This window comes from Peribacillus aracenensis, assembly GCF_025175645.1.
GTDB lineage: Bacteria > Bacillota > Bacilli > Bacillales > DSM-1321 > Peribacillus > Peribacillus aracenensis.
The window spans coordinates 20931-36890 of record NZ_JANZMJ010000045.1 but is presented as its reverse complement, the minus strand read 5'-3'; the positions used below and the strand labels follow the sequence as shown (position 1 = coordinate 36890).

At 35.4% G+C, this 15960-nt stretch carries 7 protein-coding genes and 3 pseudogenes; 8 read left to right on the top strand and 2 right to left on the bottom strand.

The window, feature by feature from the left end; all coding sequences use genetic code 11:
• Nucleotides 1-516: 516 nt before the first annotated feature.
• The gene (locus tag N0M92_RS26960) at nucleotides 517-969 is read right to left on the bottom strand and encodes a hypothetical protein (protein WP_260288694.1); all 453 of its coding nucleotides are present in this window, start codon (nucleotides 967-969) and stop codon (nucleotides 517-519) included.
• Nucleotides 970-1426: 457 nt separating this feature from the next.
• On the opposite strand from N0M92_RS26960, the gene N0M92_RS26955 reads away from it, so the two are divergent.
• From N0M92_RS26955 to N0M92_RS26920, 7 genes and pseudogenes are all read left to right on the top strand, one after another.
• The gene (locus N0M92_RS26955) at nucleotides 1427-2161 is read left to right on the top strand and encodes a MerR family transcriptional regulator (protein ID WP_260288693.1); all 735 of its coding nucleotides are present in this window, start codon (nucleotides 1427-1429) and stop codon (nucleotides 2159-2161) included.
• Between the two features lie 70 nt (nucleotides 2162-2231).
• Nucleotides 2232-2930, top strand: a complete 699-nt coding sequence (gene map / locus N0M92_RS26950) for a type I methionyl aminopeptidase (protein WP_260288696.1) — start codon at nucleotides 2232-2234, stop codon at nucleotides 2928-2930.
• A 280-nt stretch (nucleotides 2931-3210) separates the two neighbouring features.
• Nucleotides 3211-4501: pseudogene (locus tag N0M92_RS26945) on the top strand (IS110 family transposase).
• Nucleotides 4502-6055: 1554 nt separating this feature from the next.
• Nucleotides 6056-6298, top strand: coding sequence for an IS66 family transposase (locus N0M92_RS26935; RefSeq protein ID WP_397443931.1), 243 nt, complete (start codon nucleotides 6056-6058; stop codon nucleotides 6296-6298).
• Between the two features lie 201 nt (nucleotides 6299-6499).
• A complete protein-coding gene (locus N0M92_RS26930) occupies nucleotides 6500-13159 on the top strand; it encodes a DNRLRE domain-containing protein (RefSeq protein ID WP_260288692.1) in 6660 nt (2219 codons plus the stop codon).
• A 36-nt stretch (nucleotides 13160-13195) separates the two neighbouring features.
• The gene (locus N0M92_RS26925; protein WP_260288691.1) at nucleotides 13196-13558 is read left to right on the top strand and encodes a YxiJ-like family protein; all 363 of its coding nucleotides are present in this window, start codon (nucleotides 13196-13198) and stop codon (nucleotides 13556-13558) included.
• Nucleotides 13559-13741: 183 nt separating this feature from the next.
• A pseudogene (locus N0M92_RS26920) lies at nucleotides 13742-13996 on the top strand (RHS repeat-associated core domain-containing protein); the annotation flags it as partial.
• A gap of 454 nt (nucleotides 13997-14450) precedes the next feature.
• Here N0M92_RS26920 and N0M92_RS26915 read toward each other — a convergent pair.
• A pseudogene (locus N0M92_RS26915) lies at nucleotides 14451-14825 on the bottom strand (Tn3 family transposase).
• A gap of 68 nt (nucleotides 14826-14893) precedes the next feature.
• Here N0M92_RS26915 and N0M92_RS26910 point away from each other — a divergent pair.
• A complete protein-coding gene (locus N0M92_RS26910) occupies nucleotides 14894-15907 on the top strand; it encodes an RHS repeat domain-containing protein (RefSeq protein ID WP_311202610.1) in 1014 nt (337 codons plus the stop codon).
• Nucleotides 15908-15960 lie beyond the last annotated feature (53 nt).

Genomic DNA, 15960 nt, shown 5'->3' with positions numbered 1-15960 from the left:
GATGCAAAATGCCTGGAACGCATCCTCTTGATAAACATTTATAACATATGGGTAAGCCGTATGCCTTAATAGGGCACGTACGGTTTGATAAGGGGGAAGCCACGAGAGTGGTTTCCCTACTTTATTTATGCAAACTATCGGGGTAGGATAATTCATTAAGGGGCTTGGGTTTTTATGTTAAAATATAAATTTTGGGCGGGGAGGGGATGGCCATAACTCCGCCTGGGTAAGTGATATAATATAGCAAAAATTAAACAGGAAGAGGTGGTCCAGTGTCACGATATCGATTGATTCATACCCTTATTGTACTGGCGTTCACGGGGTGCCTTATCTATAGCCTCGTTGTGCGCACTCCCCAGGGGTTCATCGTTACCTTTTTTGCTGGATTGATTGGGATAGGATTGTTGCTCTTGAACTTCGCACTCTTTAGACGCCCCAAAACTCTAGAAGAAGACATAAAAAAATAAGCAGGGGTCAATTACCCCTGCTGTAGCTTCCTCAGGATCTTGTTTGATTTTAGCCAATAGCTAACGCATTAAAGCTCTCTGGACCAACACGCGTTACATCTGATTCAGATGAGCCAGTAATATTACGAACAAAAGCTGTATACACTAAAAACCCTGAACCTTTAGGGACATTGTAATCAGAGGCTGAAAATGCGTACTCTTGAGCTCCTAATTCAGAGCTATTAAGAATGAGAGTACTAATTCCGGTAAAAATTGTATTAAGATTTGGATCGGTCCCTCTAACAATTTTAATTTCTACTCGATTTGTAAAATTACTGCTTGCTGGATTTAATTTCAAGGTAATAATTCCGTCAAATTGAACACGAATAACTGCAGTTGGATTTGCTTCGCTAACATCAAGGCCAACATGTCCAAAAAGTTGGTAAGCAGACAAAGTTGGAATGTTAATGGAATTTGCGTAGGAAGCATTTTGAGATGTTATTCCATCAAGGAATTGAGGCATATTTTGTTTCACCTTCTTTTGTATAGAAAATATGGAGATATCACTCCTATTTTATGAAATTTACAACAGAAGTGAGACGGCAGAATTCTATCTAATAAATATAATAGTATGGTTAGCCCCTCCAAATAGAGACTTAATCTAACAGACTCATAGCTATAAATTAAGTAATAAATAGAAATAAGATTTCACTTAATGTTTGCTATGTTTTTGGTTTGATAAAAGAAGCATATTGTGAAGGATTGTACTTAAACTAACGGGTGCTTTACTTCAATAACAGGGGTTGCTGTGGCAGCCTTTTTCTAATAGAACTATCGGGGCAGTTTAGTTGTAGAAGAAGTTCAAATTATAATAAATAAATTTTTTCAATAAAAATAAATAATAAAGTGACTTGAACCTAACACAATGTCAGGTTGTATAGTAATGTTGCCGGCTAAAATAATTCGTACGAAATGAGGGGTTGATTCTGAATAAAAAAACTTGGAAAATTGGAGAATTAGCTAAACAAACAGGGCTTACGGTACGGATGCTCCATCATTATGACAAAATTGGCTTGTTTTCTCCTTCGCAGACTGCTGATAAGGGACATAGGATTTATACTGAAACAGATATTGCTAAGTTGCAACAAATTATGTCACTAAAGCAGCTAGGGTTTGCTTTGAATGAGATCAAAGAAATGATTGGAAATCCAAACTTGAATCCAGTTAAAGTTATAAAAGTACAGCTAGAAAGTGTAAAAGACTCTATTCGAATACAAGAACAATTGTGTATTCGATTGGAAAGAATATACGAGTTGCTTAACAGTCAACAAGAAGTGAAAGTAGAACAAGTTATAAATCTAATTGAGGTGATTAATATGAAAAAAGATAAATATTTTACTCAAGAGCAACAGGAAAAGATGTTCAAAGAGCTTGGGCTAGAGGAAAGAAAGCAGTATGTAAGTAAATGGGTTGAAATTACTGAAAAGATACGTGTGGAATATGATAAAGGAACACCATCTGAAGATTTAGACGTCACACAATTGGCAAACCAATGGAATGAACTTCTTAGTAAGTTGTCTCTTAAGGATCCAGAAATGGCTAAAGCAGCTGAAAGTTATTATAAAGAGAATCCTGAAGTTGGAAAGAGATTAGGAATGGATAAAATAGATAAACAGCTTTCTGATTATATCAAGAAGGCTATGTCAAACATTTAATGAATTAAAAACTCGTTTTTCTGTAAAAGAACCGTATGCCAAATAAAGCATACGGTTTTTTTAGAAGGAAATTGGCAAAATTGTTGCCTCCATTAGAGATGAATTGGTACAAAGAACAATTCCTGGCATAACGACCAAAGAACTTGACGATATAGCCGGAGAGCTTTTAGAAAAAGCAGGTGCAGTTTCAGCCCCAAAAGGTGAATATGATTTTCCTGGCTATACTTGCATTAGTGTTAATGAAGAAGTGGCACATGGTATTCCGGGTCCTCGGGTTATTCATGAAGGAGATTTAGTAAATATAGATGTTTCTGGTTCCAAAAACGGTTATTTCGCAGATACAGGAATCTCGTTTGTAGTGGGCGAAGGAGAAGCAGTATTAACCAAAATATGCGACGTTGCTAAAAAGGCATTTGAAGCAGGTCTTAAGAAAGCAAAACCCGGTTCCAAAAAAAGTAGAATCGGAAAAGCAGTATTCGAAACAGCGAGACAGCATGGATTCACTGTTATCAAAAACCTTACAGGACATGGTGTTGGACGTAGAATACACGAAGCACCTGACCATATTTGTAATTATTATGATCCATGGGATAATGAACTATTAAAGGAAGGGATGGTTATCGCATTCGAACCATTTATCTCTACATTTGAAGAAGAAGCATTCCAAAAAGAAGACGGTTGTACCTATGCCACAGAAAAAAGCTATGTAGCTCAATTGGAACATACGATTATCCTTACTAAAAATGGTCCAATTATTGTCACACTTTAATTCAAACATACGCGAAAAAGAAAAATGTATGGTGTTCGCTTACTAACGGATGTGTTAGCGCCATAAGAAGGCCGCCAATTGGCGGCCTTTTGAATGTGCGATTCTTTATATTATCATACATTCGGAAAATGAAGTGAAAAACCCTAAATGAACTATAGGGGCAGCATTCCTGTAATAACTGAAAATGAGATTTGAACGAAAAAAGACCTCTTGATAAGATGAATGTGCCCTAAGCTGGCCAGCTAAAAAAGGACAAAAACATCTATTTGGAGGTCTCACATTGAATTATAACCAAAATCATAAAATCACTCAAATTACTTCTGAAACCTTAATTGTCGGAGTAGATATCGCCAAGCACAATCATGTCGCGAGAGCACAGGATTTTAGAGGATTGGAACTGGGTAAAACTTGTTTCTTTGAAAATACGAAAGCAGGATTTCATTCGTTTCTAGATTGGATTAATCAACTTGTTAAAGAGTGTAAGTTAAATCAAGTGATTGTAGGCATGGAGCCAACCGGTCACTACTGGCTAAATCTAGCTCATCTTCTAAAAGAGAATAATATTAAGTTCTTAACTGTCAATCCACTACATGTTAAACGAAGTAAAGAATTAGATGATAATTCACCTACAAAGAATGACGTGAAAGATGCAAAAGTCATCGCACAATTAGTCAAAGACGGAAGATACGCCGAACCAACAATTCCACAAGGAATTTATGCAGAACTCCGAGTGGCCAAAAAACTTCGCGATCTTCTCAACGTTGACTTACAGGTCGTTCAGGGACAAGTTCATAACTGGCTTGATCGTTACTTCCCCGAATTTTTGACAGTGTTTAAAGGTTGGGAAGGCAAGGCAGCTATTCATTTTCTAAAGCTAGAAGCCTTGCCACATCAACTTGTAAATTATACGGATGAAGAGCTCTTACTTTCCTTAAGACAAGTGGTAAAACGCAGTATAGGCTTAAAGAAGATACGAGCACTCAAAGAAGCAGCCAATCGTTCGATTGGTATTCGTCAAGGGGCAGCTATGGCAAAATTAGAGTTGAGAGCTTTACTAGAGAAGTATGATTTTATTCAAATGAAATTCGAAGAATGAGATCATCAATTAGATCAGTTATTAGACCATATCCCAGGTGTTACACAGATGTTAGAGGTGTCAGGAATCGGTCGAGATACAGTAGCAGGGTTTTTCGCAGAGGTCGGCGACCTCAGAGACTATCAACATCCTCGCCAAATCGTAAAATTAGCAGGTTTAAGTTTAAAAGAAAACACATCCGGAAAGCACAAAGGTCAGACCAAGATTACCAAACGGGGACGAAAGAAATTGAGGGATCTCTTATTCCGAGCAGCCATGATACTGGTGGCAAAGAACAAGGCTTTTAGAGCTCATATATTACACAACACGTTCTCACAATCCCTTAAAGAAAATGCAATCTCTGATAGCCTTGTGTAACAAGCTTATTCGAATTCTGTTTTCAATCGGTAAAAAACAATTTACGTTTCAAGAAGACAAGATGTTAAAGGATATCCCTCATATGGCAACATTTGTAGTACATCAAACAGTCGCATAGTTCATTGAATTTTAAGGTTACACGGTCATTTAATTAACACTCATTTAAAAGTGAAGCACGGATTAGTCGGCAAAGCAACTAACGTGAGGACTTAGATCCTGTGGGGCAGCATGACCGACATCCACCTCATGGAAAGGTTGAACGAAGGAATGTAGGAGCATCGACTCTGTGAGACATGGGAGGGTTGACCTCCATGAGACATGAGGATATCCAAAAGTGCGATCATAACATTGCTTAAACCAATTTTTTCCTGTAATTGGCTAGTTTAGCATACACTTTTTTCGATAAATCCCTATCCTTGAGGAGTAATGCCGAGCTTACATAGATAACGGTTAAAGATATGACTATGAAATCCTAAGAATTCTAGAGCAATCGTGAGATTGTGTTTAGTTTATTGAGGGAGTTTAGTTGAGGAAGGAACCACCCAAGTATTTTGTTTAGTTAGTAATCCTTTTTAATAAATCATCGAATGTCCCATAACATTTCTCTACATCGGGTAAATGGTAAAAAGTACTCGTTGTTTCAAAGTTATCTATTGCCCCATCTGGTGAATAAAGAAAAACCTTCTTGCCTTGACCAAGTGCAATACCTAATTCAATATGAGTACCTTTTCCCCCTGGTAATAAAATAACAACAAAATTCAGATTCCATTACTGCATTTTTCTCTTTTTGCCCTATCTCTATTAAATCTTTCAATGTGGAAATCTGCACTTCCCTAGCTGTTGCATTTCTTGTCCAATCATAAGTATGAACGTACCCTTTGCTTACTAATTGATTAGTAACATAATTAACTGCATCAATGTTCCTAAAACTCGATGCCACATAAAATTTCCCTATACTTATATAATCCCCTTTTGTTAAAATTCACATTGTCTATTGCGTTACCAATGATAACCCTACTTTACCTTTAACTAATTATTTCAATTATTTTCTTTTTAGGCAACGACGAACTTTAATTAAATGGCCCGATTGTTAAACAAAATTAAAAAAGCCATTTAATTCTTAAGTTATGGATAAATCACCATAAACGACCGTTTTTGGATATGGTAAGTAGAATTTCTCTAAAAACCTGTCACTTTAGGAGGTAATTTGCGCTGACTTTAAGTTTTATTTTGCACATCCAACTTTAAAACCCAGCTATCTTCATTATTAACGTCCAATCACTAAGTTATCTCATGCAGCTTCTACGACTTCTGGTTTCTGTTCATGGTATTGGAACTTTGTCGCCTAATAAAGTACTTCCCTTCTTATCCAGCAGGCTAAGAAGCTTAGAAAGAAAATAAAGTTCCGATACTCACCGTTTCAGGCACTTTTCATCTTCTTACTTTAACGCTCTATGTCAGATACGCTAGTATCAGCTCAGGCCTTCGTCCTATTTTTAATAGACAAAGGAGAAAATCCTTTTAAAATGATTAACTGTTAATTTTCACATGCAGAATATGTTACGATAGTTAATATTTGTATTTACTCAGACCCCCTGTAAATTATTTGAAAATAAACCTGCCTTCACGCCATGGATGAATGATACATACCTAGACATTTTTGGAAAAGGATATGCGGAAAATGCCACTATGGCGAATCATGATACGGAAAAAATTATTAAATCTACTCTCCAAGCGTAAAGGTTCCGTACTCCTATTTGTAGAAAATTCAAAGGCTCCTTTTGATAATAATTTGGCCGAACAAGATTTACGAATGACCAAATTGCAACAAAAAGTCTCCGGTACATTCCAAAGTGAAACGGGCGCACAAAATTTCGCGATAGCACTAAGATTTGTAAACCTACTGAAAAAGTAAAGAAAGAACCTGTTTGAAGCCATTAAACAAGTGATGAAAATAGGAGAAATAGCATTATTTGAAACATAGTTTACGAGGTAATTCGTGATGTAATTATCTCTATTTCTATTGGTTTTGGATAGGGGGCTAAGTAGTTACCAATATCTTTCGCTAAAATTTCCATTTTTAATTTTAGTAGATTAATAAAAAGGAGAAGGAGAAATGAGAAAGGGTTATCAAAAAAGATTCTTGATTTGGATTCTAGCATTCTTATTAGTGTTTACTGCAGTACCGTATGAAGCTTTCGCAAATAAGAATGATAAACTGACAAATGAACAAACAGAAAAAGGGGAAGAAAGGAAGGATGGACAAATTGAAGATTCTCAACAAGAAAAAGAGATTGTTGAGGAAAGAACGGATTATACAAAAGTCTTTGATAATGGGGATGGGACCTTTACAAAAAATATCTATTTTGATCCGGTCCATATTGAAAAGAATGGTGAATTCACTGAAATTTCTACGAATTTATATGAAACAACGCTAGATGATCAAAAAATGATTGGGACAGAAAACACTTTATTATCCTCTATTTTCTATAAAGAAATGAAAAAGGGAGAATATGCGATTTTTGAAAAGGGCCAAGCATCTATTGTATTCTCCATCATGGAAGCTTCGGGAAGGGATCAAAACGTACAGGTAACGGATGTAAAGCCAAGCTTTAACGAAAATATAATTACACATAAAGAAATCTTCCCAGATACTGATCTGCGAAATATTACCTTTAATGAAAATGTTAAAGAAGATATCATACTTCATTCTTATACAGGGCTAAATACATTCACCTTTCAATTAAAAACAGAATTAAATGGTGAAGTTCAAGAAGATGGTTCTATTGCATTTTATAACGAAAAAGAAAAAGAACCTACTTTTGTACTTCCTGCACCGTTCATGACAGATTCGAATATTGATGAACAGTCTTCAGAAACTGCACGTTCTGAAGATGTAACGTACGATTTGAAAGAGGTTGAAGGTGGTTATCTCCTGACTGTTACAGCAGATGAAGAATGGTTGAAATCACCTGAACGAGTTTATCCTGTGTTTATTGATCCAACTACTTCATTATCCACAAGTTCAGATGCTTTTGTAATGAGTGCTTATCCAACCACAAATTATGGAACGGCTACAAAGAAGTGGGACGCTAGTTTAAATCAATATGTTTTAAAAGTTGGATATTATGATGGAACTACTGGCACAAATTATGCGTTCTTAAAACAGAATGTTTCGAAGATTGATAAAGCAGTTATTGATTCAGCTACTTTAAATGTTTATGTAACACACGCTTATAGTGCGACAACAAAGAATGGTTTATGGTTAGATGAGGTGTCAGGTAATTGGGATGCTTCCACCTTAACCTGGGTCAATAAACCGAGTTCCACGAATATTGGAAATATAAATGCAGGAAGAGATGAATGGGTACAGTTTAATGTATTAAATACCGTGAAAGCATGGGCTGCAGGTACAAAAGCCAATAATGGATTTAAACTTCATGTAAACGGTAATGGACAAGAATTCTGGAAGAAAATTGTTTCTTCAGATAATTCAACGTTAAAACCCTATTTATCTGTTACTTACCATTATGATGCCCTTCCAGCACCAACCGTAACCGCAACATCCAACGGTACAAATACTGAAACTGGATACCTTAACGTTAATTGGAATAAAGTTGCTGGTGCTACTGGATATAATGTATTACTGTATAATGGCAAGGATTATACAGCATTTAATGTGGGAAACGTAACAAGTTGGAGCACAAAAGGGCAAAAAATATGGCCTACACAATCTCAGATTGATTCTGGCTCTTATGCGTTAAGTACTGATAAAAAAGGAACTGAATTAGCATTCAACCCTAATCCAGTATACAAAAATGCAGCAGCTGATGGTGGTACGTATCCTAATAGTAGAAATTATTGGGTAAGAGTGGTGGCGGTTTATCCAGGTGGGGACAGCCCTCAATCCACGGCAACAAAAATTTATATGCCAATGGAAACACCGAAAACCCCAACAGGTCGTCCATACGCAAATACAATGAATGAAAAATCCGGCTATGTAAACTTAGATTGGGAACCCGTTGAAGGTGCAGATGGCTATAAAATTGCTCTTTACAACGGAATTGAGTATGAAGAAGTAGCATCAGTTGATAAAGATACTACTTCATGGACTACACAAAATAAAAAGCTCTGGCCTACACAAGCTCAGATTGATGCAGGCGCATATAAATTAAATCTTAAAGGCGAAGGTACTGAGCTGGCTTTAGATCCTTCTCCTGTATATAGAAATTCTAAAGGAACGTATCCAAATTCGACAAACTATTGGTTTAAAATTAAGGCTTTCAGTGATGCTGGACACCCTGAAAGTAACTGGTCGGGTTTATTTAGACCAACCATTCCAGGAGCAGAAGATTTCTTAGGAATGGAAGATTTTTGGACTGGAATCGGTGTAAATAACGGAACAGTTAATGCTGCAACAGGAAACTTAATCATAGATGAGACAGATTATTCAATAGACGGTAGAGGACCTGGATTAAGCATTGGAAGAACCTATAACAGTATGTCTACAACGAAGGGGATATTTGGTTTAGGCTGGTATAGTGATGCTGAGATGAGTATCAAACCAGAGTCTTCCTATATTAAATTTATTGATGAGGATGGAACCATTCATAGTTTTGTAAAGAAACCTGATGGAACATATGAGGCTCCTACTGGTGTATATCTTGAACTGACAGATACGACTACTGATTTTATTTTAACTTCTAAAGACCAATCAAAAGTTTATTTTGATAAAACGACTGGTAAAATCAAAGAAATTCGTGATGCACAAAAGGAAAGTAACAAAACCACCTATGGATATGTCGATGGCCAATTAACAACAATCACAGACGCTTCTGGTAGAAAACTAACGTTAGAATATCAAAATGGATTCGTATCGAAAATTACAGATCCTAAAGGTCGTTCAACTTCATACTCCTATAACAATGATCAATTAATCTCAGTGAAAAATTCTAATAATGAAGTGTCAAAGTACGAATATAATTCTAATAAACTGCTATCAAAGGTTATTGATCCAACAAGTACTGCTGATAAACCTGTAGAAACATCTTATGAATATAATACTAGTGAGAAACGCATACAAAAAGTAACAAACCCTAAAGGAAAAAACACAACGTTTGCTTATGATTTGGCAAAGAGGACATTAACGGTTACGAACCCAAGAGGAAATAAATCATTCTATGAATATAATGCTGCAGCTAATCCAGTTAAGCAAATCGATGCATACTCTCCTGACCAAACAGGGGCAAACTATAACCTTGAAACAAGATATGAATATCAAGGGAATAATTTAATAAAATCTTGGGATCCAAAAGATGTTGGCTCAACAGCTACTGAATCCTATAAATATGATAAAGATGGGAATATCACTTTTGCGACTGATAATTATGGAACGGAGACTTACAAGTACAACGAAAACAATGACATCGTTGAGTTTATTGATACTGAAGGTGAAAAAACGACCATTGCGTATGATGGATTAAATCCTACTTCTGAAACAGATGAAGCAGGAGCAATTTCTTCTGTATCTAAGTTTGACGACTATGGAAATGAGATCGAATCTAGTTCGGCTCTATCTGGAGCAAACAATCTTGTTACGAATTCTAGTTTTGAAGATTATCTTACTAGTTGGACGCTAACTAACTCGAATGATAGTGGTGTAGGTTCATTAGTAACAACACCTGAAAAAGAGTTTCAACCGTTAGGTGGAAAACAAGCGTTAAAACTAACGACACAATCTACAACTACAGGAACAGAGCTTGGTTATTCATCCTATACTCAAGTAATTCCAGTAGAACCTAATCAAACATATACTTTTAGTGCAGATATAAAAACCAATAATTTAAAGAATACAAAAGCATTTTTGAATGTGGCTCAATTAAATGGAAGTACTCGTGTACAATATAATGATAATAAGTATTCGGCTTTAAGAGGGACGAATACTTGGACAAAACGACAAGTCACATTTAAGACAGCTTCGAATGTCAATAATGTTCGCCTATATTTAGAGGTGGATCATAATCATGCAGCTACTTCCGGTGAGGCTTGGTTTGATCGTATTCAATTAGAAAAGGCAGATGTATCATCTTCTTACAATCCAGTTATCAATGGTAGTTTTGAACAAGGGAAAACAGGATGGGTACTTGCTTCAGGTTCTGCAAGTATCGTGGATACAGAGTCCTATGATGGAAATCAATCTGTCAAAATGGTAAGAACTTCAACAACTCAAGATCGAATTCATTATAGGCAGACTTTCGTATTGAACCAGTCCATAAATAACCCTAAGCCGATTAGTTTAACTGCGGTATCTAAGAGCGAGAATGTTACGAATTCAGTTGAGAAAGTGACAAATTCAGACTATTCAATTTGGGCTACTATTAAATATGCGGATGGAACCTCCGAATCTAGGAATACTCCGTTCCCATTAGGCACTCAAGAATGGAATCGGGCTGTTCTTTACATTGATGCAAAAAAAGCGATAGAATCCATTGATTTTTATGGTATTTTCAGAGGGAATAATATAGGTACAGTATGGTTTGATGCATTTCGACTTATAGAAGGGAATGTTTTATCATCAGCTGTGTATGATTCTAAGAAGAACTATGCTGAAAAAACAACAGATGTTCTTGGAAGGGTCAGCCTGAAAAAATTTGATGAAATCGGAAACCTTTTAAATGAAACGAACCCTGAAGGTTCTAAAAAAACTTATTCAAATGATTCTAATAATCAACTAAAATCTCTTACTTTACCTAATAATACTATTATTTCATATGAATATGATAAGAATGGAAATAACACAGTTAAAGGTATAACTGCAGAGAGTAAAAAACAAGAATACAACTATGAATATGATGAGGATAATAAATTAATTTCTGTAAGTGATCCTTTAAATAAAAAAACAAGTTCCACCTATGATGATAATGACAATTTAGTTCAAACTAATCTTCCTAATGGACAATTGATAAAAAATACGTATGATCATGCAGATCGTATTGATAAGATCTACTATAATAATGATCTAGCGTTTGAATTTGTAAAAGATAAAAATAGTAACGAAACATCTATAATAGATTCGATCAATCAATTGAAGAAAGAACAAGTTTTTGATGCGAAAAATCGGATAACTAGTCAAGTGTTGAAAAAGAATAATGCTACACTAGGTACTGTATCATGGAAATATCCAACTGATTCTGATAAGTTGCAAAGTACATCTTTTACACACCAGGGTACAGATCAAACAATTAGTTATGAATATAATAAACTAGAACAAAACACGGTTGTAAAAAACAACAGCAATACGTTTAGACTTGATTATGATGAATCTGGAAATGTCACAACTTATACACCAGCAAATGGAGTGGGAACAACATACGTCTATGATCAAGCTGGACAAGTCATTTCCATGTCTACGAATAAAGTAGATACAGCAACAGGTGCAGTGACAACAGTCATGGATGAAACATACACCTATGACGCTAATGGTAATCGAACAGAAATCGTCTATAATAATGGAAGTACTGCTAAGTTTACGTTTGATTCCCTTGATCAATTAACCAACGAGACATTACAAGATGGAACCATAAATGAGTATAAATATGATGGATTCGGGAACAGAATCTCTCAAAAGATCGGTAGTCAATCTGCAATAACTGCTTCCTATAATCTGATGAATCAACTTATAACTTATGGGAACGAAACAATCAAGTATGATGCCAATGGTAATCGAATGGAAGATGGTACTTACACATACGAATGGAATGCTGCTGATCAACTAATTGCTATTTACAAAAAAGGGGAAACATCTCCTTATGCAGAATACAAATATGATGATGATGGCAGAAGAATTCAAAAGAATGTTAAAGGAACCATTACCAATTTTATCTATGATGGGGACAGTTTAAACGTCTTATATGAAACGAATGCAAGTGACCAAGTACTACGATCTTATGTGTATGGTGTGGATGGCCAACTTTTAGCATTTAATAAACATAGTGGAACATCCGTTTCAGCCACTTATTATTATCACTATAATCCACGTGGGGATGTTGTTGCATTAACAGATAAATCTGGAAATGTAGTCGCAAGTTATTCATATGACAGTTGGGGAAATCCTTTAGAATCAAAACGTACGGGGATTGCATTAGAAAACCCATTCCGTTATGCCGGATATCAGTTTGATGAAGAAACGGGTCTCTATTATTTGATGGCAAGATACTATCATCCAACACATGGCGTCTTTGTATCTCTTGATCCAGATCCTGGTGATGAGGATGATATTTTAACGCAAAATGGATATACGTATGCGAATAATAATCCTGTAATGTTAGTTGATCCTGATGGACATTATGTATGGTTAGCTATTAATGCTGGATTTGCAGCTTATGATGGATATAAGGCATATAAATCAGGGAAAGGTTGGAAAGGTGTTGCAATTGCTGCTGGAGTTGGTCTGGTTGGTGGTGCAGCATTTAAAGCATTCCGAGCAGCAAAAGGGTCTTCTCGTTTTTGGTACAAGGGTACTTTTAAAAATAGCGCAAAATCTCTAGAGTACCATCATTCTAAACATGTCATTAAAAAGGGACGCTCTTATAGCAAAAAAAGATATACAAAGATGGCAAGAGCATTCTATCGGTCAAATAAACATTTGCGAGAAAAAATGATACTATCTACTGGAAAAAAAGGATATAAGATAAAGAAAGGGAAGAAAGGAGGTTATTATACAAGAAGGGGGAAAATAGTGACATTTTGGCACAACGGTTGGAAAAAGAAAAAGTAGGTAAACTATTTATTATGACGAAAGAGTGAATAATTAATGAAAGTTGAAAAGGAATTATTATTAAAACTCCGAAAAATGGAAACATTATTAAAAAATGATTTTCCCTCAGAAGATATAGAAAGAATTGAAAATACATTCTTTAATAATAATTCTAAGTATTGTTTGATGGGAGACTTTGATAGTTTTTGTTCTTTAATAAGTGGGAGTTTAGGTTATGTAAATTCTAATAAGAAGATTCCTAAGTATCAAAGAAATTTATTGTATAAAGATTTCTTTACCTTGTACCCTCAATATGAACCATTAAAAGAACAGCTTGATACCTATCCTGATTTTTCTCAAGAATTATTCGTTCACGAAAGGGTTAGAGAATTACTTTTAGATATAGTTAAAATGAATTAAGACTTATTTTACAGTTTATGACATAAACTCGAAAAGTGATATTGGAATTTGTTAACAGAAACAACCTGAACCCTGTTATGGATTCAGGTTGTTTTTTTATTATTATTAACTCAACTAATTCGTAGGTCATTTTCAATTGATAAAATTCAAAATGGCACCTCAAAAATTTATAAATCAATTCGTTATGCAGGATATCATTTCGATGAAGAAACAGGGCTTTACTATTTGATGGCTCGTTACTATCATCCAACTCACGGTGTCTTTTTATCGTTAGATCCAGATCCTGGTGATGAAGATGATATTCTTACTCAAAATGGGTATAATTATGTTGGAAATAATCCGATTATGAAGGTCGATCCAGACGGACATTTTTGGCAGTATGCTTTAGCTGCTGGGATTGGAGCTGCTTCAGGTGCAGGGAAGTATTTATCTCTTTAATAAGTTACAAGGGAAGAAATCTACTTTGAAAGGCGCTGGAAAATTGAGCTGTATTACCACGCAAATTTTTCGATTTGATTGCTCTCATTGCAAACTTTCCTTTAGAAACAAAACCTAACACTCTACCCGCGCCTGTCCACATCAAACCATCAACTCCATGCTAAAAAATTAGTAAAAAATCCTAAAAAACATTTAAAAAGAACACCTGTAAGTAAGCTACAAGGGAATTAAAAAAGCTAGAAAAAATTATTTAAAAACTAAATTAATTAGAAGCTCAAATGCGATTAAGAGAAGAAGGGGTCCTACCAACAAAACGCGGAAAACATACGCTAAGAGAAATTCCGAGGTAAAAAAGGCCGATTTTTCCTACGCTAAGGAATCATCGGCCTTTTATATTATTGAAAAAGAGGGCGTAGGGTGTAAACTAGTTACTTTTCTTGCATCAAAGTTGTATTCACAAGAAATTAATGTGTTCCCATCCTAATGGAGAAAAATGTTTAAGTAAGTCTTCTCTCAAATTCCCTTTTTCCTTCAATAGTTTTGTTGCTTTTGTAAGATAAACGACTAATGGCATTAATTAGAATGTTTAAAGCACTTGCACGTTGTAGCTGGTCTTGTATTCCTCGTTCCCGCAACTCACTTTTCCAAAGAATAAGGATCTCGCTAACCCATTCATCGCTTCTCCTTTATTTAGTCCTCGTTGAATTCGACGGCGTAGTGTTTCGTTAGATATGTAATCCAAAATAAAAATAGTCTTTTCGATTCTCCCCATTTCTCTTAAAGTAGTTGCAAATTTATTTTGTCTCGCATATGACCCTAATTTCCCCATGATTAGTGAACAGGATACTTTTCCTTCTCGAATAGAATGAGCTACACTACGACGCTAATGGTAATCGAATGGAAGATGGTACTTACACATACGAATGGAATGCTGCTGATCAACTAATTGCTATTTACAAAAAAGGGGAAACATCTCCTTATGCAGAATACAAATATGATGATGATGGCAGAAGAATTCAAAAGAATGTTAAAGGAACCATTACAAATTACATCTATGATGGGGACAGTTTAAACGTCTTATATGAAACGAATACAAGTGACCAAGTACTACGATCTTATGTGTATGGTGTGGATGGCCAACTTTTAGCATTTAATAAATATAGTGGAACATCTGTTTCAGCCACTTATTATTATCACTATAATCCACGTGGGAATGTTTTTGCATTAACAGATAAATCTGGGAATTTAGTCGCAAGTTATTCATATGACAGTTGGGGAAATCCTTTAGAATCAAAACGTACGGGGATTGCACTAGAAAATCCATTCCGTTATGCCGGATATCAGTTTGATGAAGAAACGGGTCTCTTTTTTTTAATGGCAAGATACTATCATCCAACACATGGTGTCTTCGTATCATTGGATCCGGACCCTGGTGACGATGATGATATTTTGACTCAGAATGGGTATAATTATGTTGGAAATAATCCGATTATGATGGTAGATCCAGATGGACGATGGTTCTGGTTAGCTGTGAATGCTGGTATGGGAGCATATGCTGGATATAAGGCATATAAGTCTGGAAAAGGGTGGAAAGGTGTTGCAGGGGCTGCCGCAATGAGTGCAATTGGTGTAGGGAAAATTAAAGCTGCTAAAAAAGCCACTCATGCAGTATATACCCTTACTAAGAAGGGAAAAGTTGTTTATGTTGGTAGAACTAAGAATATAAACGCCAGGAAGTATGCACACAGTAAAGTGCATAGTGATGCCGATTTTAATGTGGTAAAAAAAGGCCTAAACTATAATCAAGGTCGTGGATTAGAGCATAGATTATACTTAAAAAATGGTGGTAAAAAGAATTTAAGAAATAAGATAAGGCCAATTAGTAAGAAAAATAAAAAAATAAAAAAATAAAAAAATAAAAACATAATGAGAGATTCAAGAAACATATATCGAAATTTACGTTA

What these genes read in the sequence shown, in the direction of transcription:
- N0M92_RS26960 (WP_260288694.1), bottom strand. Translation starts at nt 969, where the DNA reads ATGCCTCAATTCCTTGATGGAATAACATCTCAAAATGCTTCCTACGCA.
- N0M92_RS26935 (WP_397443931.1), top strand. Translation starts at nt 6,056, where the DNA reads ATGCGGAAAATGCCACTATGGCGAATCATGATACGGAAAAAATTATTA.
- N0M92_RS26930 (WP_260288692.1), top strand. Translation starts at nt 6,500, where the DNA reads ATGAGAAAGGGTTATCAAAAAAGATTCTTGATTTGGATTCTAGCATTC.
- N0M92_RS26925 (WP_260288691.1), top strand. Translation starts at nt 13,196, where the DNA reads ATGAAAGTTGAAAAGGAATTATTATTAAAACTCCGAAAAATGGAAACA.
- N0M92_RS26910 (WP_311202610.1), top strand. Translation starts at nt 14,894, where the DNA reads ATGGAAGATGGTACTTACACATACGAATGGAATGCTGCTGATCAACTA.